General features: G+C 67.9%; 20 protein-coding genes. 14 read left to right on the forward strand and 6 right to left on the reverse strand.

Annotated elements, in window-relative coordinates; genetic code table 11:
* Nucleotides 1-48: 48 nt before the first annotated feature.
* From OZ671_RS08280 to OZ671_RS08295, 4 genes are all read left to right on the forward strand, one after another.
* On the forward strand, nt 49-1,122 hold the full coding sequence (locus tag OZ671_RS08280; protein WP_268860302.1) for an ABC transporter substrate-binding protein: 1,074 nt from the start codon (nt 49-51) through the stop codon (nt 1,120-1,122).
* A gap of 46 nt (nt 1,123-1,168) precedes the next feature.
* Nucleotides 1,169-2,539 carry an amidohydrolase family protein gene (locus tag OZ671_RS08285; protein WP_268860303.1) on the forward strand — a complete coding sequence of 457 codons (1,371 nt, stop codon included), beginning with the start codon at nt 1,169-1,171 and terminating at the stop codon, nt 2,537-2,539.
* Between the two features lie 38 nt (nt 2,540-2,577).
* Nucleotides 2,578-3,345 carry a glutathione S-transferase family protein gene (locus OZ671_RS08290; protein WP_268860304.1) on the forward strand — a complete coding sequence of 256 codons (768 nt, stop codon included), beginning with the start codon at nt 2,578-2,580 and terminating at the stop codon, nt 3,343-3,345.
* Between the two features lie 131 nt (nt 3,346-3,476).
* A complete protein-coding gene (locus OZ671_RS08295; RefSeq protein ID WP_268860305.1) occupies nt 3,477-4,721 on the forward strand; it encodes an acyl-CoA dehydrogenase family protein in 1,245 nt (414 codons plus the stop codon).
* Nucleotides 4,722-4,727: 6 nt separating this feature from the next.
* Here the strand turns inward: OZ671_RS08295 and OZ671_RS08300 are convergent, their stop codons facing one another.
* The 3 genes from OZ671_RS08300 to OZ671_RS08310 are packed head-to-tail and all read right to left on the reverse strand — an operon-like array spanning nt 4,728 to nt 8,249.
* A complete protein-coding gene (locus OZ671_RS08300; RefSeq protein WP_268860306.1) occupies nt 4,728-6,845 on the reverse strand; it encodes a xanthine dehydrogenase family protein molybdopterin-binding subunit in 2,118 nt (705 codons plus the stop codon).
* Nucleotides 6,835-7,317: a (2Fe-2S)-binding protein gene (locus OZ671_RS08305; protein ID WP_268860307.1), complete on the reverse strand. Its 483-nt coding sequence runs from the start codon at nt 7,315-7,317 to the stop codon at nt 6,835-6,837. The genes OZ671_RS08300 and OZ671_RS08305 overlap by 11 nt, the downstream gene beginning before the upstream one ends.
* On the reverse strand, nt 7,314-8,249 hold the full coding sequence (locus OZ671_RS08310; protein ID WP_268860308.1) for an ABC transporter substrate-binding protein: 936 nt from the start codon (nt 8,247-8,249) through the stop codon (nt 7,314-7,316). The genes OZ671_RS08305 and OZ671_RS08310 overlap by 4 nt, the downstream gene beginning before the upstream one ends.
* Before the next feature lie 164 nt (nt 8,250-8,413).
* Between OZ671_RS08310 and OZ671_RS08315 the strand changes: the two genes are divergently transcribed.
* Together OZ671_RS08315 and OZ671_RS08320 are read left to right on the forward strand one after the other, a co-directional pair.
* Nucleotides 8,414-9,505 carry a LacI family DNA-binding transcriptional regulator gene (locus OZ671_RS08315; protein WP_268860309.1) on the forward strand — a complete coding sequence of 364 codons (1,092 nt, stop codon included), beginning with the start codon at nt 8,414-8,416 and terminating at the stop codon, nt 9,503-9,505.
* Between the two features lie 98 nt (nt 9,506-9,603).
* Nucleotides 9,604-10,647 carry an ABC transporter substrate-binding protein gene (locus OZ671_RS08320; protein WP_268860310.1) on the forward strand — a complete coding sequence of 348 codons (1,044 nt, stop codon included), beginning with the start codon at nt 9,604-9,606 and terminating at the stop codon, nt 10,645-10,647.
* A 37-nt stretch (nt 10,648-10,684) separates the two neighbouring features.
* On the opposite strand, the gene OZ671_RS08325 is transcribed toward OZ671_RS08320, so the two are convergent.
* On the reverse strand, nt 10,685-10,915 hold the full coding sequence (locus OZ671_RS08325; protein WP_103168181.1) for a hypothetical protein: 231 nt from the start codon (nt 10,913-10,915) through the stop codon (nt 10,685-10,687).
* Nucleotides 10,916-11,092: 177 nt separating this feature from the next.
* Nucleotides 11,093-11,332 (reverse strand): hypothetical protein, encoded by a 240-nt coding sequence (locus OZ671_RS08330; RefSeq protein WP_268860311.1) that lies wholly within the window; start codon nt 11,330-11,332, stop codon nt 11,093-11,095.
* A 98-nt stretch (nt 11,333-11,430) separates the two neighbouring features.
* Here OZ671_RS08330 and OZ671_RS08335 point away from each other — a divergent pair, with 98 nt between their 5' ends.
* From OZ671_RS08335 to OZ671_RS08360, 6 genes are all read left to right on the forward strand, one after another.
* On the forward strand, nt 11,431-12,336 hold the full coding sequence (locus tag OZ671_RS08335; RefSeq protein ID WP_268860312.1) for a LysR family transcriptional regulator: 906 nt from the start codon (nt 11,431-11,433) through the stop codon (nt 12,334-12,336).
* 142 nt (nt 12,337-12,478) lie between these two features.
* Nucleotides 12,479-13,852 (forward strand): MATE family efflux transporter, encoded by a 1,374-nt coding sequence (locus tag OZ671_RS08340; protein ID WP_268860313.1) that lies wholly within the window; start codon nt 12,479-12,481, stop codon nt 13,850-13,852.
* A gap of 53 nt (nt 13,853-13,905) precedes the next feature.
* Entirely contained in the window at nt 13,906-14,322 is a 417-nt protein-coding gene (locus OZ671_RS08345) for a cupin domain-containing protein (RefSeq protein WP_268860314.1), read from the forward strand.
* Nucleotides 14,323-14,592: 270 nt separating this feature from the next.
* On the forward strand, nt 14,593-16,074 hold the full coding sequence (locus tag OZ671_RS08350; RefSeq protein WP_268860315.1) for a methyl-accepting chemotaxis protein: 1,482 nt from the start codon (nt 14,593-14,595) through the stop codon (nt 16,072-16,074).
* 115 nt (nt 16,075-16,189) lie between these two features.
* On the forward strand, nt 16,190-16,909 hold the full coding sequence (locus OZ671_RS08355) for a spermidine synthase (protein WP_268860316.1): 720 nt from the start codon (nt 16,190-16,192) through the stop codon (nt 16,907-16,909).
* Nucleotides 16,910-17,025: 116 nt separating this feature from the next.
* Complete coding sequence (locus OZ671_RS08360) at nt 17,026-17,913, forward strand: cation diffusion facilitator family transporter (protein ID WP_268860317.1); 888 nt, start codon at nt 17,026-17,028, stop codon at nt 17,911-17,913.
* Between the two features lie 128 nt (nt 17,914-18,041).
* On the opposite strand, the gene OZ671_RS08365 is transcribed toward OZ671_RS08360, so the two are convergent.
* Nucleotides 18,042-18,923: a DMT family transporter gene (locus OZ671_RS08365; protein ID WP_268860318.1), complete on the reverse strand. Its 882-nt coding sequence runs from the start codon at nt 18,921-18,923 to the stop codon at nt 18,042-18,044.
* A 92-nt stretch (nt 18,924-19,015) separates the two neighbouring features.
* Between OZ671_RS08365 and OZ671_RS08370 the strand changes: the two genes are divergently transcribed.
* Nucleotides 19,016-19,873, forward strand: a complete 858-nt coding sequence (locus tag OZ671_RS08370; protein ID WP_268860319.1) for a LysR family transcriptional regulator — start codon at nt 19,016-19,018, stop codon at nt 19,871-19,873.
* Between the two features lie 137 nt (nt 19,874-20,010).
* A complete protein-coding gene (locus OZ671_RS08375) occupies nt 20,011-21,033 on the forward strand; it encodes an aldo/keto reductase (protein ID WP_268860320.1) in 1,023 nt (340 codons plus the stop codon).
* Nucleotides 21,034-21,141 lie beyond the last annotated feature (108 nt).

Below are 21,141 nucleotides of genomic sequence, written 5' to 3' on the forward strand. Positions count from 1 at the left end.
GCCGGTAGAAGCGCGGACCTGCATGACGAACCCAAAGGGAGGACGGCCATGACGGCCATGCGACTGACACGGCGGGGCGCGATCGGCGCCGGCTTCGGCTGGGCGACGGGCCTGTGTGCGCCTTTCGTCGCGGCCCCGAACCTTCGGGCCCAGGATTTCATGGCTCCCGAGACGCTCAGGATCGGTTCGGTCCCCTATATTTCGGCCGGACCGACCTTCATCGCCCTGGCCAGAGGCTATTTCGACAAGGTCAATCTCAAGGTCGATGTGAAGACCTTCGTCGACGGTGGGTTGGCCATTCCCGTCCTCACCGCCGGCGAGCTCGACATCACCATCTCCACCTGTTCCGCCGGACTGTTCAACACGCTCGCCAAGGGGGCGCCGTTTCGCCTGTTCACCGGCGGCAGCCGCGAGCGGCCGGGGGTCGGCTCGCAGTGCTTCATGGTCAGCAACGCACTGCACGCCCAGGGCCTGACCGGGATCGCCGCCATGGCCAAGGCCAAGGGCTCCACCATCGGCATCAGCGTGCGCGGCTCGATCTCGCAGTACCTCTACAGCAAGGCGCTGGAAAAGGGCGGGCTCAAGCCTTCCGACGTGGAATGGCAGTGGGGCGTCGGCAGCAATATCTCGCCGCAGATGCTGAGCGCCAATCGCATCGGCATCACCAACCTGCCCGTGCCCATGTGCTTCTCGGCCGAGAAGCGCGGCCTCGGCAAGATCCTGTTCTGGGGCGACGAGGCCGCCGCCGACACGCAGATCGCGCTGTGGGCCGCGAGCGGCGACGCGCGCGCCCGCCGCCGCTCCGCGCTGGTGCGCTTCGCCATGGTCCAGCGCCAGGCGGCGCAGGACTTCATGCAGGCAGCCCAGGACGGCAATCCCGAGATCATCAGGATCCTCGCGGACGCGACCCAGCTGCCGCCCGACATCATCGAACGGTCGCGGCCGCGCTGGTCGGGCTATGCGCCCGACGGCATGCCGAACCGCGAGTCCGTGATGGAGCAGGCGGCCTTCTGGCACCAGGCCGAGATGATCCCGAAAGTGCCGACGCCGGCCGAGATCTTCGAGCTCGACATCGCCGAGGAGGCGAAGAAGCGCCTCGACGACAAGAATCCCTTCCTGTGAGCGCCGGCAGCACCGGCCTCCCCTCCCGACAAGCAATGGCAAGACCATGAAACGAACGTTGTTCCGCAATGGCTGGGTCGTGACGATGGACGACACCATCGGCGACATCGAAAACGGCGATGTGCTGATCGAGGGCGACCGGATCGCCGCGGTCGGCCGAGCGCTTGAGGCGCAGGCCGACGAGGTGGTCGACGCGTCGGGCATGATCGTCATGCCCGGTCTCGTCAACGCCCACATGCACACCTGGCAGGCCGGCCTGCGCGGCATCGGGGCGCAATGGCCGGCGGGCGCCTATCACCGGCATGTCCATGCCAATATGGCGACCCGCTACACCGCCGAGGACACCTATATCGGCAATCTCGTCGGCGCCCTCAACCAGATCGACAACGGCGTCACGACGCTGTTCGACTGGTGCCATATCCTGCGCGATCTCGCCATGGCCGAGCGGGCTGTGGACGCGCTCGAGGAGAGCGGCATCCGCGCCGTCTTCGGCCACGGCACCGCCAAGCCGCTGCCGAAGCCGGGCGAGACGCACCACTCGCAGATCCCGCATCCGCGCGAGCGCGTCGAGGCGCTTCGCAGGGGCCGGCTCGCCAGCGACGATCGTCTCGTGACCCTGGCGCTCGCCATTCTCGGACCGGAAATCTCGACCGCCGAGGTCTGCCTTGCCGACTATCGCCTGGCCCGCGAATTCGGCCTCGTCTCGACCTGCCACGTTTCCTATCCGAGCGGCCAGCGCGTCCAGGAAAACGGCTGGCCGGCGCTCGCCACGGCAGGCCTGCTCGGCCCCGATCACAACATCTGCCACGGCAATGCGCTCTCCGACGAGGACCTCGCCTTCATCCTCGATCACGGCGTGACGCTGACCCCGACCGTCATGCTGGAGCTGCAGGCCAAGGCGGACCCGCCGCTGACGGTCAGGGCGCGCGACCGCGGTGCGGTGCTGTCGCTCGGCATCGATACCGAGCCGCTCTGCGCCGGCGACATGTTCGCGGAGATGCGGGCCGCCTGGATGCACTGCCGGCATTACGAAAACGTCGCCCGGGCGGCACGCGGCGAGCCGGCCGGGCCGATCGCGGTCAGCGCCCGCGAGGTGCTCCGCTGGGCGACCATGGGCGGCGCCAAGGTGATGCGGCTCGACCATCGGATCGGTTCGCTCACGGTGGGCAAGAAGGCCGATCTCGTGCTTCTCGACACCAGCGACCTCGACCTGTTCCCGGTCTTCGATCCGGTCGTCACCATTGTCGGCTATGCCTGCGGCCATCACGTCGACAGCGTCTATATCGACGGCATCGCCCGCAAGCGCCGCGGCAAGCTGACCTTCCCGCAGGACGTGCTCCGCGCGAAGAAGCAGGCGCTCATCGGCTCGGTGCAGCGCATCATCGCCGATGCCGGCCTCAGCCTGCCGATCGTCTGATCGGCTCCTCGACACAAGTCCGTCCCACCGAGGCCGCCATGTCCCGCTTCACGCTCTACAATGCCCCGCAATCCACCTGCAGCCAGCGCGTCCGCTTCGTGCTGAACGCCAAGGGCCTGCCCTTCGCCGAGGAAAAGCTCGACCTCTTCTCCGGCGATCAGCTGCAGCCGGCCTATCTCAGGATCAATCCGAACGGCGTCGTGCCGACGCTCATCGACAACGGCACGCCCATCGTCGATTCCGCCGTCATCATCGAATATCTCGACGAGGTCTTTCCCGAGCCCTGCCGGTTCACGCCGGCGGCGCCGCTGAAGCGCGCCGAGATGCGCTCGCTGATGCGCTTCATCGACGAGGTTCCGACCCCGGCAGTGCGCGTCCCCTCCTACAATCTCGCCTTCCTCCGGCATTTCCGCGGGATGAGCGAGGAGGAGTTCCTGGCGCTCGCCAATTCCAAGCCGCTGCGCAAGGAATTCCTCCTGAAGATGGGCCGCACCGGCTTTCCGAAGGAGGAGATGGACGCCGCGCTGGCACGTCTTGCCCGCGGCGTCCAGCGGATGGACGAGACGATCGCGGCGAGCGGCGGCCCCTGGCTGATGGGCGCCGACATCACCCTCGCCGACGTCGCGGTCATGCCGGTGCTGGTACGCCTCGCCGACATCAACCTCGTGGCGATGTGGCAGGACAAGCCGCGGGTCGCAGAGTGGCTCGACGCCATCCGTGCCCATCCCGCCTATGCGCCGACCTATTATCACGGCTCGCTGCTGACCGAAAAATATCCGGAGCTGAAGCAGGAGCTCGGCGCCTGAAGCCACGATCCCGGGTGGACGATTGTCCACCAGATCGGGACGAAAGCACCTGTCGCGCGACGGCGCCATGGCTAGCCTCCGATGACGACGTGCCCCGATGGCGGCGCGTCCAGTCACCGGGAGACGAGACCATGATCCACGCCCAAGACACGGCCCTGACCGAAGAGCAGCGGCTGATGCGGCGGAGCTGCCGCGCCTTCGTCGACGACCTCGTGACCCCGTTCATCCGCACGAACTGGAAACGCGAGTGGGACATGGATCCGGATGGGCGGCTGCCCGACGCGATCCTCGAAGGCGCCGACCGGATCGGCATCCGTACGCTCGGCGTGCCGGAGGCCGATGGCGGCGTGGAACTCGAGCCGGACACCGAGGTCAGGACCTTCGCGCTCATCGCGGAGGAAATCGCGCGCGGCGATTCGGGCCTCGCGGACAAGCTGGTGCAGAACTGGAAGGTGTCGATCCTGTTGCGGGAACTGGCGCCATCCCATCTTGCCAGGATCTGGTTCGAGCGCCTGACCACCGATCCGAAATTCCTGCTCGCCCATTGCCTCACCGAACCTCGTGGCGCATCCGACCGCTGGCTGCCCTACAATGTGCCGGAAGCGGCCATGCAGACCCGCGCGGTGCGCAAGGGCGATCACTGGGTGATCAACGGCCGCAAGCAGTTCATCTCCAACGGCTACGACGCCGGGCTCTACGTCGTCTATGCCAACACCGATCCGGCGGTCGGCATGCTGCAGGGCACGTCCAGCTTTCTCGTGCCGCGCGGCACGCCCGGCCTGACGGTGGCCAAATGCAACGAGACGCTCGGCTGCCGGTTCATGAACAACGGCGAGCTCGTTTTCGACGACTGCCGGGTGCCGGCCGACCACCTCCTGGTGGAGAACGACGCGCTGGGCAAGGCAGGCGTCTATTTCCGCGCTGGCAAGATCATCCAGGCGGCCAAGAATCTCGGCGTCGGCGTCGCCTGCTTCGAGCGCACCGCCGACTATGTGCAGAACTACGTGCAGGGCGGCCGCATCCTGATCAAGCACCAGGCGGTGGCACTGCGGCTCGCCGACATGGCGACCCGCATCACAGCCGTGCGTGCACTGGTCGAACGGGCCGCCCAGGCGGTCGACGAGGGCCATCCCGACATGGACGTGCTGTGCAACATGGCCAAGGTCTATGCCTCGGAAGAGATCATGAAAGTGGCCCAGCATGCGTTGGAACTGCACGGCGGCAACGGCGCCATGCTGGAATTCGGCATCGAGAAGCTGTTCCGCGACGCGGCAATCTTCCTGCACATGGACGCTACCGTCGACGTCAGCCGGATGAAGATCATCAAGACCATGTTCCCGGCGACAGCCGGCAAATATGCGGGCCCCGAGAATTGACGGGCCTCAGCTTGCGAGCAGGCTCGCCATGATCCGCTCGCGGTTGAGCGGCAAGGTCCGGATCCGCGCGCCCAGCGCGCGGGCCACTGCATTGCCGATGGCCGCGGCCACCGGCCCCTGTGCCGCCTCGCCGACGCCGAGCGACGGGTTGCCGACCGCGCCGACGAGCTCGACGGCGACCGGCGGCACCTCGGAAAAGCGCAGGATCGGATAAAGCGACCAGTCGCGGCTGGCGATCATGCCGTCGGCAAAGCCCACGGTCTCCTTCAAGGTCCAGCTCGCGCCCTGCACGAGCCCACCCTCGATCTGGTTCCGGACACCGTCCGGATTGATGACGAGGCCGGCATCGACGGCGGCCCAAAGACCGATGAGCTTGACCGCCTCGTCCACCTCGATCTCCGCGACCACCGCGCAATAGGCCCCGCGTCCCTTGTAGCGGGAAAAGCCGATGCCCTGGGCATGCCCGAGCCCGATCGCGGCCTCCCGCCGCCAGCCGGCGGACCGGGCGACGGCGTCGACCACGGCACGCGCCCGCGGATCCGGCAGAAGCTCAAGGCGATAGTCGACGGGATCCCGCCCGGCCGCCTCGGCGAGCTCGTCCATGAAACATTCGATGGCGAACACATTGGCGAATGCGCCGAGCGTGCGCAGCGAGGAGACCCGCACGGGCTGGCCGACGATGAGATGATGGACGATGCGCTGGCCCGGCACCGTATAGGACAGCGCGGCATTGCGCACGCCGCCACCGCCGGCGGCATCGGGAATGTCGGCAACCTCCCCCCTTTCGGGCGGCGTGCACAGCGCCTCGGCGAGCTGCAGGTTGACATTGCCGTTGGTGCCAGGCCGGGCCGCGTGCGGTGGGCTCCAGATCTCGCTCGTCCAATGGCCGGGCCGCCCGGTCGCATCGAGCCGCGTCGACAGGCGAACGACCTGAGCCGCGCCGACCGGCGAAAATCCCAACTCGTCGTCGCGCGTCCACAGCACTCTGACGAGGCGGCCCGGATGGCGCAGGGCGAGAAATGCAGCGTCGCAGGCGGCGTCATCGGCGCCATTATGGCCATAGCAGCCCGCGCCCTGGTGGTGGAGGACCATCACGTTGGCGGGATCGAGGCCGAAGCTGCGGGCAATGGCACCGCGCAGTGCGAAGACCCCTTGGGAATGGCTGTAGACCGTGAGCCGTCCCTCATCGCAGCGCGCAAGGCCGCAGGACAGGCCAATCGAGGCATGGGCAAGGAAAGGCCGCGCATAGGTCGCCGTGATCATGGGCTCGCCATCCGACGCCGGTGAGCCAGTCTCGATCACCCGGTCGCGGCTCGGCGCCGCCATCAGCCAGTCCGGCGTTCCCGCGTCATCGGGAATGGTGTGCCCGCCGGTCCAGCGCGCATCGGCGCGCAGCATCTCGCGCGCCGCGCGCAGCATCGTCTCGCTGTCCGCAACGAGCGCCAGCACGGCGCCGTCGCGATGCCATCGAACCCGCTCTCCGAAGCGCGCCAGCCGCTCCCGGTCGAGGCCTGCAAAGGCCGCGCCGCGCCGCGGCGGCCGCAGCACCCAGCCGTGCAGCATGCCGGGTTCGGCGATGTCGTGGATGAATGGCGCGCCCGATATCTTGGCCGCGAGATCGAGCCTGGGCAGGCTGGTGCCAACCAGCCGGTAGTCGGCCTCCGCCTTGACCGGCGCCGTGCCGGTAGGCGGGCGCGTCCAGTCGACCGCATCGGCCAGCGACCAGTAGTCGAGGTTGGTCGGCCGGCCGTCACGAGTGAAGGCCCCGTCCTCGACGCCGAGGCCGGCGGGCTCGGCACCGAGCCGGGCTGCCGCCTCGGCGGTCAGCAGCGCCCGCGCCTCGGCGGCGACGAGGCGGATCGCCGAGCCGGACTGCTCGATCGACTGGCTGCCGGCCGTATAGCCTTCGTTGGGGCCCACGGCCGTATCGCCGGAGACAATGGCAATCCGGCCGGGTTCCACATCGAGCTCCTCGGCCGCGATCTGGACCAGCGCGGTCAGCACGCCCTGACCGAGTTCGACCTTGCCAGTGGCGATGGTCACGCTCCGCCCGGCAAAGCGGATCCAGCGGTCGAGCCGCGGATTGTCGGCAAGCCCTGCCGGCAGACGGCGATCATGCTGCATCGCCGCGCCTCCGTTCGAGTTCAGCCGCGGCCCTTTCGACCGCCGCGACCACCCGCGGTTGGACGCCGCAGCGGCAGAGATGGCCGTCGAGCGCCGCAACGATCTCGGCGCGCGACGGCACGGGATTGGCGGCGAGCAGCGCAACGCCGCTGATCAGGATGCCGGAGAGACAGAAGCCGCACTGGCCGGCCTGCTCGTCGATGAGCGCCTGCTGCAGCGGATGCAGACCGCCCGCCGAAAGCCCCTCCACGGTGGTCACCGCGCGCCCGGCGAATTCGGCGGCCCGGCGCGAGCAGGAATGCGTGGGCACGCCGTCGACCAGCACCATGCAGGCGCCGCACTGTTCGAGGCCGCAGCCGAAACGTGTCGCCTTCAAGCCGAGATCGTTGCGCAGAAACTCGACCAGCAGGGCCGGCCCGTCCGGATCGAGCGGCACCGTCCCGCCATTGACGTGCAGCACGGCCGGGGTCACCTCCGGCTCCCGGCCAGGGCCTCTTCCAGCGGGCCCCCGTCGAGATAGCGCGCGACCGGCGGCGGCGTGCCGTTCCAGCCGCCTTCGAGCTCGGCCCGCAGCGCCAGCACGGTCGCCATGCCCTCGGCATTGACCCTGATGTCGCGGAAGAGGCCCGCAGAGGGATCGACCACCTGGTCATAGCCAACCCGGGCGGCCTCGACATCCATCCCCAGCCGCTCGACCAGAAGGTCGATCGCCGCATCCCGGTTCGCCGGATCGAAGGTCCAGGCAAGGCCCGCGAGCAGGCCCCGCAGATAAGAAACCAGCTTCGTCCGCTCGGCGGCGACGAAACTGCGCAACGCGAAAATGCCGATGCCCTGATAGGGTCCGATCCAGCGCGAGACCGCTCCGAGACGCTTCAGGCCGTTGCGGGCCGCCAGATCGGCGTAGCTCGGGCTGAGCAGGGTCGCGGCGAAGCTCCGGTCCGCGATCATCGCCTGCGCGCGCCGGTCGGTCGCGCCGACCGCCTTCAGTTCGTAGTGAACGCCGGCGGCAAGGCCCGACAAAGCCAGGATCTTGCGAAGCTGCAGCGCGAAAGCGGTGTTCGGCGCATCGACGATGACCGTGCGCCCGACGAGGTCGCCGATATCGCCGATATCGGACTGCACCACCAGCTCGTTCATGCCGTCGTCGAGGCCGGCGAGGACGGCGACGTCGACCCCCGATGTCTCGACCATGGCCACGGCATTGTCGACCGCCGCATGCGCCACATCGATCTCGCCTGCCGCCAGCCTCCGCCTGAGCGTCAGCGAATCCGGCGTCCAGGCGATCTCGACCGCAAGACCTTCGGCGGCGAAGAAGCCCCGCGCATCGGCGGCGAGCAGCGGCAGGTTGCCGGCGCCCGCAAAGGACATCACCCGCAGCCGGGCCGGCTCCCGCACCCCTCTCACGCTTTCCCGCGCTCCGCCCGGACCGCCCATCTGTCGCCCCCGCATTGATTGGCAATCGATTGCACAAAATCGCATCCACAATGTCAACCACCACGATGCCGAAGGTACAATTGACGCTGCGTCGCCGTGGTGCCACTTCTTGCACTCGGAATGATCGGATCGGCATGGTGAAGTCTCCTTCGGGAAAGAAGCCGCCTTCGACGCGTCAGCAGGCCGACGCTCGATCCCGCCCGGCCTCCCCCCGGCTGAGAGATGTCGCGGACCATGCCGGCGTGCACATCTCGACGGCCTCGCGGGCCCTGGATCCGCTCAAGGAAAAACGCATATCGGCGGATGTGGCGGCGAAGGTGAAGGCCTCGGCGCGCGCGCTCGGCTATCAGGGCAATGTTATCGCGGCCAGTCTGCGCCGGCGCCGTTCGCATACGGTCGGGGTGATCGTGCCCGACCTCACCAATCCCATGTTCCCGCCCATGTTCCGCGGGATCGAGGATCGCCTGCAGCAGATCGGCTACAGCGCGCTCTTGACCAATTCCGACTTCAATCTCGAGCGGGAATGGCAATTGCTCGACATGTTCGTCAAACGCCAGGTCGACGGGCTGATTCTCGCCACCGCCCGGCTGGATGACCCGATCGTGGCGGCGGCCCAGGAACGCGGCATGACCGTCGTCCTGATGAACCGCGCGACGGCGGACGCGACCGTCCCGGCGATCCTTGCGGATGAGGCCGCCGGCATCGGCGAGGCCGTCGCTCATCTTCACGCACTCGGCCATCGCCATATCGCCCACATTGCCGGTCCGCAGGACGTCTCCACCGGCCGCGCCCGCAAGGAGGCCTTTATCGCCGCGGCAGTGCGCCATGGCCTGCAGGCCGGCCCACGCCATGTCGTCGTCGCCAGCCAGTTCAGCGAAGCGGCCGGCCATCGCGCGGCGCTGCATCTTCTGCAATCCGGCCTCGCGCCCACCGCGATCGTCGCGGCCAACGATGCTCTGGCGCTCGGCGTCTATGACGCGTTGGGCGAGCTCAATCTCGCCTGCCCGTCCGACATCTCGGTCACCGGCTTCAACGACATGCCTTTCGTCGACCGGCTGAAGCCGGCCCTGACCTCGGTGCGCATCCCGCAATACCGGATGGGCTACGAGGCGGCCGACGAGCTCGCCGCCCGGCTCGACGACGGCGCGCGGCCGGTCGCCCATCGGGTCCTGCCACCGAAGCTGATGGTGAGAGATTCGACCGGCCCGGTGCGACAAAGCGCCTGACCCCTGCGGCCGGCATTGACCGCGGCGCTGAAGCACCCATACTGCAACCGATTGCGCATGTGCTGATCACAAGCCTTGGGGGAGGCAGGACCATGCCCATGACACGACGGACGGCGCTGGCCGCCGGCATCGGGACCATCGGCAGCCTCGCTGCTCCCGCTGCGCGTTCCAACGACTTCATGGCACCCGAGCAGCTGCGGGTCGGCATCGTGCCCTATATTTCCTCGGGGCCGACCTTCATCGCGATCGCCAAGGGCTATTTCGACAAGGTCAACCTCAAGGTGACCACCCAGAGCTTCGCCGACGGCGGCCTGGCGATCCCGATCCTGACCGCCGGCGAACTCGACGTCACCGTCTCGACCTGTTCGGCGGGGCTGTTCAACACACTCGCCAAAGGGGCTCCGTTCCGCGCGATCATGGACCGGAGCCAGGAGCTGCCGCAGCGCGGCTCGCAGTGCTTCATGGTGAGCAACGAACTCCACGCCAAGGGCCTGACGGGGATCGAGCACATGGCCAAGGCCAAGGGCTCGATCATCGGCATCAGCGTCCGCGGCTCGATCTCGCAGCTCCTCTATACCAAGGCGCTGGAGCGCGGCGGCCTGACGCCCGGCGATGTCGAGTGGCAATGGGGTGTTGCCGGCAACACCTCGCCCCAACTGCTCGGCGCCAACCGCATCGGCATAGCCAACCTGCCCGTGCCGCTCTGTTTCGCGGTCGAAAAGCGAGGCGCGGCGAAGGTCCTGTTCTGGGGCGACGAGGCCTCGCCCAGCACGCAGGTCGGCCTGTGGGCGGCGAGCGGCGAGGCACGGGCGCGCCGGCGATCCGCCCTGGTGCGCTTTGCCATGGCGCAACTGCAGGCGGCCCGCGACTTCATGAAGGCGGCCGGACAGAACGATCCTGCGATCAACAAGATCCTCGCCGATGCGACGCAGCTGCCGGCGGAGATCATCGACGGCGCGCGGCCGCGCTGGTCGGGCTATCCGCTCGACGGCATGCCCAATGTCGCCTCGGTGATGGAACAGGGCGCATTCTGGGCGCGCGCCGGGTTGATCCCCAAGGCGCCGACGGAGGCCGAAACCTTCGATCTTGGAATAGCCGAGGAAGCCCGCAAACGCCTCGACGACAGGAACCCGTTCGTCTGACGGGCCGGCCGCTGCCGGCCGCTGCCGGAATGCCTGCTCAGTTGGGCTTGAGCTGCTTCAGGCAGCAGGTCTCGAAACGCCAGAGATCGCCGTGCCGGCGCGCATATTCACCCTCGTAGGATTCGAGGCAGGCGCGCGCCGTCTCCTCGCTCACCTCGGCCGCCGCGGCGATCTCCTTGACGTCGCACCAGCAGGGCATGCCCCGCAGCTGTTCGAGAACATAACGTCTGATCGCGCCATTCGCTCTGGCGTCGTGTGGCCTTTTCATCGTCGTTCACCAGCACAATGCCGCCCGGCATGGCAGGCGGCCCCAAGTAAAGCTGATGTAGGTAAGCGCCATCGCAACGGAAAGGGCACGACCGGCAGAGGTGATCCGCGCCCTCGCCGCTTGCACAGCGCGGCCACGCACGCCACCTGCCGCCATTGGCCGCGCGCCGGCCGCCGCCTAGAGATATTGCAGGTAGCGTGTGAAGTCCCTGCCATGCCGACCATCGGCGCCCGGCACGGTCGGATCGAGTCCGATATCGTCGCGCAGGCGCGGCGGCAGCGCGGCGGCCGGCGCCGCATCTCCGGCGCGTCCCGGCCACCATCCGGGCCAGCGGCGCGCGAGGGCCCGGCGCCACGGGCGCCGGAATCGTCCACCCTCGTCGTCCGGGTGCGGGCAGGTCACAACGGCCGGTGTCATCGGACGTTTCCTCGGCAAGACGCAGGAAACGATGGACATTCGGACTGCGGTGAACAATCAGCCTTGCATAAATCCATTGTTCGCACGAATAAACAATCATGCAGATCGACCTCATTGAAAACCTGCTGATCTTCACCCGTGTGGCCGAGACACGCAGCATCACCCGCGCCGCCGCCCGGCTCGGCCTGTCCAAGGCCGCCGTCAGCGTCAGGTTGAAGGCGCTCGAGCGCGAGCTCGCGCTGCAGCTCGTCAACCGCAGCACCCGGTCGCTGACGCTCACCGATGCCGGCGAGCGGCTGCTCGACGGGATGGACCGGATGCTGGCCGACGCCGAGGAGACCCTCGCGGGCCTGCGCGATCTGGCCGTCGAGCCCAAGGGACGCCTGCGCGTCACCGCCTCGATCGGGGTCGGCGTCAGCTTCGCCGCGCCGCTCATCCCCGGCTTCCTCGACCGCTATCCGGACATCGAGCTCGATCTCTCGACCAGCCAGGACATTGCCGATCTCGCCGCCCAGGGGTTCGACCTCGCCCTGCGCTTTGCCAACATCGTGCGCGGCACCGACATGGCCTGGCCGGTCGGACGGGTCGACTGGCGCCTCGTCGCCTCCCCCGCCTATCTCGCACGCCGCGGCCACCCGCGGGAGCCAGCCGATCTCGCGTCGCATCGCTGCCTGATCTATGGCTGGCAGGCGCTGCACGAGCCGACCTGGAGCTTCGCGCGCGCCGGCCTTCAGGTCCCCGCGCCGGTGAAGGGGGCGCTCAAGGCGAACAACGGCGAAATCCTGCTGCAGGCCGCCCTCGCCGGCGGCGGCATCGCCATGCTCTCCGGCTTCTCCTGCGACCGGCACATCGCGTCCGGAGCGCTGGTCGCGCTCCTGGCCGACTGGACCATCGAGGGCTCGGACGCCGAAACGATCTATGCGGTGCGGCCCTGGAGCCCACGGGTGCCGCGCACGGTGAAGGCCTTCGTCGGCTATCTGCAGGCGCAGCGGCCCGGCGCCTAGCCTGCAGATCTGCACCGGCGCGCGCCTGCCCTTCCCGGCCGGACCTTGTCGGCGGGCGGCGCGCATGGAACAACCTGCCGCCGCCCCCTCGCCATCCCGCAGGACCAACGGCCGCGCGCCGCCCGCCATCATGCACGACACAATGCCCACCCGTCTCTCGACCCGTATCGTGCTGCGCGAGGCACGCGCCTCGCTGGCGCTCGGCTGGCCGCTGGTGCTGACCAACATCGCCCAGGTCGCCCTGATCGCCACCGACCTCGTCTATGTCGGGCGGATCGGCAAGGACGAGCTCGCCGCCACGGCCATGGCGGCCAGCCTGTACCAGGCCGTGATGCTGTTCAGCATGGGCATCGTCTCGGCCTCCATGCTGCTGATGGCCAAAACGCTCGGCCGCGACCCGCAGGCCGTGGACGACATCCGGCGCACCGTGCGCCAGGGCCTGTGGAGTGCGCTGCTGGTCTCGCTGCCCGCCTGGCTCCTGCTGTGGAACTGCGATCGGGTCTTCATCCTGCTCGGCCAGGAACCGGCCCTGGCGGCGCGCTCCACCGCCTTCATGCATGGCCTGCAATGGGGACTGCTGCCCTTTCTCGGCTATGTCGTGCTGCGCTCCTTCCTGGCGGCGATGCAGCGGCCGCTCTGGACCATGCTGGTCGCCGCGCTCGCCGCGCTCTTCAATGCGGCGGCCGGCTGGTGTCTGATCTACGGCCATCTCGGCTTCCCCGCGCTCGGGCCGGCCGGCGCCGGGCTCGCGACGGCGGGCGCCATGCTGGTGCTGTTCTCCGGGCTCGTCACCGTGGTCAGCCTCGACCGTCGCTTCCGGCTCTACCGGCTGTTCCAGGACCTGTGGCGGCCGGACCTGCAGCGCCTCGCCGAGATCTGGCGGCTCGGCCTGCCGATCGGCCTCGCGCAAGCTTTCGAAACCTCGATCTTTTACGCCTCCGCCATGATGATGGGGCTGATCGGCGCCACCGCGCTCGCCGCCCATGCCATCGTCGCGCAGATCGGCGGCTTCACCTTCATGGCCGCCATCGGACTGAGCCAGGCGGCGAGCGTGCGGGTCGGCCGCGCCAGCGGCGCAGGCGACGGATCCGCGGCCCGCCTCGCCGGCTGGACCGCCTATGGCCTGACCGTCAGCTACATGCTGACGGTGGCGGTCGTCATGCTGACCGCGCCGAAACTGCTGATCGGCGTGTTCATCGACACCGAGGCGGCGATCAATCGCGACGTGGTCGTTCTCGCCTCGACGCTCTTGATCTGCGCCGCGCTGTTCCAGCTCGGCGACGGCATCCAGGTCGCCTGCCTCGGCATGCTGCGCGGCCTGCACGACACCAGCGTGCCGATGGTGCTGACCGCCATCGGCTACTGGGGCATCGGCATGCCGCTCGGCGCGAGCCTCGCCTTCTACTGGGGCCTCGGCGGCGTCGGCATCTGGCTCGGCCTCGCCTCCGGCCTTTCGGCGGTCGCCCTGCTCACCACCTGGCGCTGGGCGCGGCTCAGCGCGCGACTGGGGCGCTAGCCGGGCCACGGGCGATGCGCCTATGCTCGCGGCCCGTCAAGGAGGCCGGCCCCATGCCCGAGACCGATGTTATCAGGCAACCGATCGTGCTCGCCCCCGGCGGGGGCCGGACCTATCCGATGGGCCGCATCAGCGCCGTGTTCAAGGCGGATGGGCCGGAGACCGGCAACAGCTGCTGCATTTCGGAGTGGTGGCTGGAGCCGCATACCCGCGGCCCCGGTGCCCACGCGCACCCGGAAGACGACATGTTCTATGTCGTCGAGGGGACGATGAGCATTCTCGTCGGCGACCGGTGGGTCGACGCCGAGCGTGGCAGCTTCGTGCTGATCCCCGGCGGCACGACCCACGACTTCGAGAACCGCGGCGAGACGAGGGCCGGCGTGCTCAACATCTGGATCCCCGGCGGCTTCGAAAAGATGATGCCGGCCATCGCCGACTGGTTCGCGGCCAATCCGCCGGGCGATGCCTGAACTTCCGTCCAGCGGACCGATGCGGACCTTCGTCCTCCGCTTTCGGCCGGCGCTTCCCCCGAATGCGTGACACAGCCAGTACAACAAAAAAACGCAGGCATCATACCTCCAGTATTACCTTACGTAATTCATAATAATTACTACTAACTGTAACGTTACATTAATCACTGAATACCACCGTAAGGTGCATTCGCGGTTCGATTCATTGGCCGGTCGTGCAGGACGCGCGTTCCGCCATTGCGTCGACCGGATCGCTGCACGGGGGCTGTCATGCTGAATCTCACATCGCGGAAAAGCCTGGAAATGGAAGCCAAGCTCGCCGCGCTCGACCGCGTCCAGGCGGTCATCGAGTTCGATCTCGACGGCACGATCCTGACGGCCAATCAGAACTTCCTCGATACGCTCGGCTACGGCCTTGCCGAGATCACGGGCAAGCATCACAGCATGTTCGTCGACCCGACGCACAAGGACAGCGCCGAATACCGCGCCTTCTGGACCGACCTGCGCGGCGGGCAGTTTCAGGCGGGCCAGTTCCGCCGCCTCGGCAAGGGCGGCAAGGAAATCTGGATCGAGGCATCCTACAATCCGCTCATCGGCCGCGACGGCAAGCCCTACAAGGTGGTGAAGTTCGCCACCGACATCACCGCCCGGAAGGCGGCGGATGCCGACCGGGCCGGCCAGGTCGCGGCGATCCGCAAGGCCCAGGCCGTGATCGAGTTCACCCTCGAGGGCCGGATCCTCGATGCCAACGACAACTTCCTGAAGGCGCTCGGCTACACGCTCGCCGAGATCAAGGGCGAACACCACCAGATGTTCGTCGAGCCAGCGATGAGGGCCACCGAGGACTACCGCCAGTTCTGGGCTGCGCTAAGACGGGGCGAATACCAGGCGGCTCAATACAAGCGCATCGGCAAGGGCGGCCGCGAAATCTGGATCGAGGCGTCCTACAACCCGATCTTCGATGCCGCCGGCCGGCCCTACAAGGTCGTGAAGTTCGCCACCGACATCACCGAGCAGATCCAGCTTCTGGCCAATCTCAGGCTGATGATCGACCGCAATTTCGGCGAGATCGATCAGGCGGTGGAACGCTCGTCGAGCGAATCCAGCTCGGCGGCCGAGGTCGCGGAGACGACGCGCGGCAATGTCCAGACCATGGCCGCCGCCGCCGAGGAGCTCGCCGCCTCGGTCATCGAGATCTCCCAGAGCATGGCCAAATCCCAGACCGCCACCGACAGCGCGCTGGAACAGACCCATACCGCCGGCGGCTTCGCCAAGCGCCTGTCGGATGCCGCCGCCGCCATGGGCGGCATTGTCGGGCTGATCAACAACATTGCCGGCCAGATCAACCTGCTCGCGCTCAACGCCACCATCGAGTCGGCCCGGGCGGGGGAAGCCGGCCGCGGCTTCGCGGTGGTCGCGGCCGAGGTGAAGAACCTCGCCAATCAGGCCGCCAAGGCGACCGAACAGATCGGCGCGGAGATCAACGGCGTGCAGGCCATCTCGACCGAGGTCGTCAGCGCGCTGGAATCGATCCGCGGCTCCGTCGAGATCATGCGCAACAACGTCATCGCAACGGCCGCCTCGGTGGAGGAGCAGAGCGCGGTCACGCGCGACATGTCGGCGAACATGCAGAGCGCCGCCCGCTCGGTGACAGAGATCGCCAGCAACATGACCGGCATCTCGGCCGCGGTCACCCAGGTCTCGCAGGCAGTCGCCACCACTCGCGAGGCGGCGCGCGTGCTCGCCCGCTGACCCTACGCAAGCTCGGCCCGGGCATGGTCTCCGGGCCGTGCCGCGCTTCCTTGCCGACCGTCGAGGGCCTATAGAGCCACGGCACCCATCCCAGTCGGCAGCGGCGAGCCCTTTCGTGATCCCCTGGCAGCTCATCGATACCGCCATCGTGCCCGGTGGCGGCGAATTGCGCCTGAAACGGCGCGGCGGCGAATTTTCGATCATGGCCGGGCCGATCGAGCTGATGAACAGTCGTCTCAGCGGCTCCGAGGAGGCGTTGGCGCGGCTTGCCTGCGCGCGGCTCGGCGGGCATGGCGCGTCGCACATCCTGATCGGCGGCCTCGGCATGGGCTTTACCTTGCGCGCGGCGCTCGCCGTGCTCGGTGCGGATGCCCGCGTCACCGTGGCCGAGCTGGTGCCGGCCGTCGTCGCCTGGGCCCGCGGCCCGATGGCCGAAGTGTTCGGCACGAGCCTTGCCGATCCACGCGTTACCGTCGTCGAGGGCGATGTCGGCGCACTGATCGCCGCGGCGAGAGGCCGCTATGACGCGATCCTGCTGGATGTCGACAACGGCCCCGACGGGCTCAGCCGGCCGGCCAATGACAGCCTCTATTCGCTGGCCGGCCTCGCCGCCACCCGCCGGGCCCTTCGCCCCGACGGCACGCTGGCCGTCTGGTCGTCGGCACCGGACGAGCGTTTCACCCGCAGGCTCGGCCAGGCGGATTTTGCCGTCGATGTCGAGCGGCCCCATGCCGGCCGTGGTCGCGGCGCGCGCCATGTGATCTGGCTCGCAAGACCCAGGCCGACCGGACGCCAGGGTCATCGGCCAGCCGCGCCCGCCGCTCGCCGGTCCTGAGCCGGCAGCTGGCCGCAGGCCTGCTGTTGCAACTGAATTGCAAGACAAAACAAAGGCTTGCCAGACAGGGGCGAGTTCTCTAGATAGCCCGCTTCCCGCCGCCGATAGCCGTGATCATGTCGAAAACCCTCAAGCTCGCAGCCGGGAGCCTCGTCGTCGGCATCGTCGTGCTCGGCCTCAAGCTCCTCGCCTGGTGGATGACGGGCTCGATCGCGCTCTATTCGGACGCGCTCGAAAGCACGGTCAATGTCGCGACCGCCATTGCCGCCCTGCTGGCGGTCCGGCTCGCCGAACGGCCAGCGGACGCCAATCACCCCTATGGCCATCACAAGGCGGAATATGTCAGCGCCGTCGTCGAGGGCGTGATGATCGTGGTTGCGGCCATGCTCATCCTGCGCGAGGCGGCCCATGGCCTGATGGCCCCGAAGGCGCTCGACGCGCCGCTCTCGGGCCTGCTGGTCAACGGCCTCGCGAGCGCCATCAACGCGGTCTGGTGCTGGATCCTGATCTCGCGCGGCCGCAAGTTGCGCTCGCCCGCCCTCGTCGCCGACGGGCAGCATCTCTTGACCGACGTCGTCTCCTCGGTCGGCGTCACCTTCGGCGTGCTGCTCGCCATTGTGACGGGCTGGGCCGTTCTCGACCCGGCGCTGGCCGCCGCGGTTGCCCTCAACATCCTCTGGTCCGGCTGGCATGTGATGAAGGAATCGCTCGGCGGCCTGATGGACGAGGCCGTGCCGGAGGAGACCCTGGCCCGCATCCGTGGCATCATCTCCTGCGAGGCCGATGGCGCCATCGAGGCTCACGACGTGCGCACCCGCCATGCCGGCCGCGCCACCTTCATCGAATTCCATCTGGTCGTCGCGGGCCAGACCAGCGTCTCCGACGCCCATGACATCTGCGACCGCATCGAACGGGCGCTGAAGGCCGAAATCGAGGATGCCCGCGTCACCATCCATGTCGAGCCGGAAAACAAGGCGAAACATTCCGGCATCGTCGTGCTCTGACCAGCGGGAGCGCGCGGGGCCGGCAGGGCCGGCGTCCAAGGTCCGCTCCTGCCCGGATAGCACCGGTCCCACTCAAGCGTTCTGAACCGACCCGCGACAGGGGCGTCGAAGTCTTGCGCCTGGCATGGTCACGCGCCTTTGCCGTCCGGGGTCGTCGCGATCCAGATGCCGAGCAGCACGGCCAAGATTCCAGCGGCCAGATTCCAGCTCAGCGACTCCTCCAGCACGCAAGCCCCCACCAGCGACGCGCTCACCGGATTGACCGTGACCGATATGGCGACGCGGGTCGGCGTCGTGCGCTCCAGCGCAAATGCCCAAAGGTAGAACGTCAGGGCGCTCCCGATCGCTCCCAAATAGATCGCGGCAAACCAATTCGCGGCCCCGAACGCGCGGACCGGCGCGAAACTGCCGTGCAGCCACGAGAGCGCGACAAGCACCACCACACCGGCCCCCATCGCCATCGCCGTCAATGGGATAGGGCCTGAACGACGTATCACCGCCCTCGACCAGATGCTGTAGAGCGCCATGCACAGGGCGGCCGCGATCATCAGGAGATCTCCGCGCCATGCCCCGGCCGGAGCCGAAGCAAGGCCGGAAAGCAGTGCCAGCGCAACACCGAGCATTGCGATCAACACGCCGACGGCTTTCCGCGCCGAGAGCGGCTCGCTGCCCAGGAGCGCGCCGACGATCATGGTCAGAAGCGGCAGCGTGGAGAGTGCGAGCGCGCCACGGGCCGCCGTGGTGAAGATGAGCGATGCGTTGAAAAGGATCGGAAAGATCGCAAAGAAAAGGAGGCCGAGGCCGGCGATCACGAGCCAGTCCTGCCGCGCCGGCCATTCATGTCTCCGCGCCAGCGCCAGGGGCAGCAGCAGGACGAAGCCGATGCCGAACCTGAACGAACCGATGGCCAGCGGATCAACGACACCGACGAGATAGCGCGTCGCTCCGACCGAAGTGCCACCGAGGGCGCTGGAAAGCACCGCCGCCAAGACCCCCAGCATTTCGCTCATCAGTTCATTCCGGGAGGGATTTTGGAAAACGATAGAAGCGCGATATTCATCAATGAACGAAATTTCTATGATGCCCCTTATAAGGATGCGTTATGGCAAGCCCTGCACTGGACCCTGACCTGCTGGCGGCTTTCGTGGCTGTTGCGGATCACAGGTCTTTCACGCGCGCAGCTGCCGCACTGAACCGGACACAAGCCGCAGTCAGCATGCAGATAAAACGCCTGGAAGAGCGTCTGCAGGTCGAACTCTTTCACCGCACGAAGGTCGGCGTGAGCCTGAGCACCGCAGGGGAGAGCTTCCTCGGCTATGCGCGGCGGATATTGATCCTGAGCGACGAGGCGGTCGGCAGGTTGCGCGAGCACAAGATCGAAGGTCGTGTCCGGCTCGGCGTGATGGAAGACTATGGCACGCTGGTCATTCCGTCCCTGCTGGCCAGCTTCATCGCAGGATACCCGCTGATCCATGTCGAGATGGAAACCGGCCTCACATGTTCGATGCCGGATCGGCTGGGCGAGGCATTCGACCTCGTCATCGCGATGCATCCTGCGGGACAGGGCGAAGGGCAGGTCCTGCGTCGCGAGCAGGCGGTCTGGGCCGGCAGCCCCGATCACAGCCTCGACAGCCACAGTCCATTACCGCTTGCCCTGTATCCCCCGGGCTGCCTTTTCCGCAAGTGGGCGGTGGAGGCGCTCGAAGCGGCGAAACGCCCCTGGCGCCTGGCTTTCGTGAGCCACAGCCAGGCGGCGGTCGAGGCGATCGTTGCCCAGGGCCTGGCGGTAACCGCGGTGAAGGCAGGGACATTTCCGCGGCGGCTCCGCGCCCTCTCCGCCGATGACGGCCTGCCTCGTCTGCCGGACGCCGATATCTGTCTGCATCGCGCGCCAGGCCTGTCGCGCGCAGCGGACCTGCTCGCCAAGCACCTGGCAGCATCTTTCGCGACACCCGATTGACATCCTCGCGGGCCGATCGGCCGGCATGGACCGGCCCGGGGGGCGGCTTGCGGCTTGACCTCGGGCGGCCGTCTGCCTGAGCCTCGCAGCGGAACGGCGGGGCCGGGTTCGGCCCCACACATGCGGAGGGCATTGCGATGGACTATCGACGACTTGGACATTCGGGCTTGCGCATGCCTGCGCTCAGCTTCGGCACCGCGACCTTCGGCGGCGGCAACGACTTCTTCCGCGCCTGGGGTGCGACCGACGCGGCCGGCGCGACGCGGCTGGTCGACATCTGCCTCGAACATGGCGTGTCGATGTTCGACAGCGCCGACTCCTATTCCCAGGGGCTCGCCGAGGAGATCCTCGGCAAGGCGATCAAGGGCCGGCGCAACCGGCTCCTGATCTCGACCAAGACGACCTTTCCCGTCGGCGACGGGCCGAACGACTACGGCTCGTCGCGCCAGCACCTGCTGGACGCGATCGACAAGGCGTTGAAGCGGCTCGGCACGGATCACATCGATCTCTGGCAGCTGCATGGGCAGGACTACAACACGCCGCTGGAGGAGACGCTCGCAACGCTCGACCAGATCGTTCGCGACGGCAAGGTGCGCTATATTGGCTGCTCCAATTTCTCCGGCTGGCATCTGATGAAGTCGCTCGCCGTGGCCGACCGCTACGGCTATCCGCGCCATGTCGCGCACCAGGCCTACTATTCGCTGCTCAACCGCGACTATGAATGGGAGCTGATGCCGCTCGGGCGCGACCAGGGCGTCGGCGGCGTGATCTGGAGCCCGCTCGGCTGGGGCAAGCTGACCGGCAAGATCCGCCGCGGGCAGCCGGCGAAACCCGGCATGCGCGCGCACGACATCGCCGGTACCGGCCCACGCTTCGAGGAGGAACGGCTGTTCCGTATCATCGACGCGCTGGACGCGGTCGCCGCGGAGACCGGAAAATCGATCCCGCAGGTCGCGTTGAACTGGCTGCTGAGCCGTCCGACCGTTGCGAGCGTCATCATCGGCGCGCGCGACGAGGCGCAGCTGAAAGACAATATCGGCGCCATCGGCTGGAGCCTGAACGCCGAGCAGAACGCACGGCTGGAGGCGGCGAGCGATGTCAGCCCGGCCTATCCGGTCTGGCACCAGCGCGGCTTCGCCATGCTGAACGAGCGCGGCTGAGGCGGCACGGCGCGCCGGTACATCGAGCTCGCGATACGTGGATTCCCGCGATCGACGCTCCCCGCGAAGCCGTGTTTGCTGATCTTCCGGAGCGACATCCGGTTTGGC

The sequence above is a fragment of the Phreatobacter sp. AB_2022a genome, assembly GCF_026847585.1.
Lineage (GTDB): Bacteria > Pseudomonadota > Alphaproteobacteria > Rhizobiales > Phreatobacteraceae > Phreatobacter.

What these genes read in the sequence shown, in the direction of transcription:
- OZ671_RS08280 (WP_268860302.1), top strand. Translation starts at nt 49, where the DNA reads ATGACGGCCATGCGACTGACACGGCGGGGCGCGATCGGCGCCGGCTTC.
- OZ671_RS08340 (WP_268860313.1), top strand. Translation starts at nt 12,479, where the DNA reads ATGCCCACCCGTCTCTCGACCCGTATCGTGCTGCGCGAGGCACGCGCC.
- OZ671_RS08300 (WP_268860306.1), bottom strand. Translation starts at nt 6,845, where the DNA reads ATGCAGCATGATCGCCGTCTGCCGGCAGGGCTTGCCGACAATCCGCGG.
- OZ671_RS08285 (WP_268860303.1), top strand. Translation starts at nt 1,169, where the DNA reads ATGAAACGAACGTTGTTCCGCAATGGCTGGGTCGTGACGATGGACGAC.
- OZ671_RS08290 (WP_268860304.1), top strand. Translation starts at nt 2,578, where the DNA reads ATGTCCCGCTTCACGCTCTACAATGCCCCGCAATCCACCTGCAGCCAG.
- OZ671_RS08360 (WP_268860317.1), top strand. Translation starts at nt 17,026, where the DNA reads ATGTCGAAAACCCTCAAGCTCGCAGCCGGGAGCCTCGTCGTCGGCATC.
- OZ671_RS08320 (WP_268860310.1), top strand. Translation starts at nt 9,604, where the DNA reads ATGACACGACGGACGGCGCTGGCCGCCGGCATCGGGACCATCGGCAGC.
- OZ671_RS08345 (WP_268860314.1), top strand. Translation starts at nt 13,906, where the DNA reads ATGCCCGAGACCGATGTTATCAGGCAACCGATCGTGCTCGCCCCCGGC.
- OZ671_RS08375 (WP_268860320.1), top strand. Translation starts at nt 20,011, where the DNA reads ATGGACTATCGACGACTTGGACATTCGGGCTTGCGCATGCCTGCGCTC.
- OZ671_RS08295 (WP_268860305.1), top strand. Translation starts at nt 3,477, where the DNA reads ATGATCCACGCCCAAGACACGGCCCTGACCGAAGAGCAGCGGCTGATG.
- OZ671_RS08315 (WP_268860309.1), top strand. Translation starts at nt 8,414, where the DNA reads ATGGTGAAGTCTCCTTCGGGAAAGAAGCCGCCTTCGACGCGTCAGCAG.
- OZ671_RS08330 (WP_268860311.1), bottom strand. Translation starts at nt 11,332, where the DNA reads ATGACACCGGCCGTTGTGACCTGCCCGCACCCGGACGACGAGGGTGGA.
- OZ671_RS08325 (WP_103168181.1), bottom strand. Translation starts at nt 10,915, where the DNA reads ATGAAAAGGCCACACGACGCCAGAGCGAATGGCGCGATCAGACGTTAT.
- OZ671_RS08350 (WP_268860315.1), top strand. Translation starts at nt 14,593, where the DNA reads ATGCTGAATCTCACATCGCGGAAAAGCCTGGAAATGGAAGCCAAGCTC.
- OZ671_RS08365 (WP_268860318.1), bottom strand. Translation starts at nt 18,923, where the DNA reads ATGAGCGAAATGCTGGGGGTCTTGGCGGCGGTGCTTTCCAGCGCCCTC.
- OZ671_RS08335 (WP_268860312.1), top strand. Translation starts at nt 11,431, where the DNA reads ATGCAGATCGACCTCATTGAAAACCTGCTGATCTTCACCCGTGTGGCC.
- OZ671_RS08370 (WP_268860319.1), top strand. Translation starts at nt 19,016, where the DNA reads ATGGCAAGCCCTGCACTGGACCCTGACCTGCTGGCGGCTTTCGTGGCT.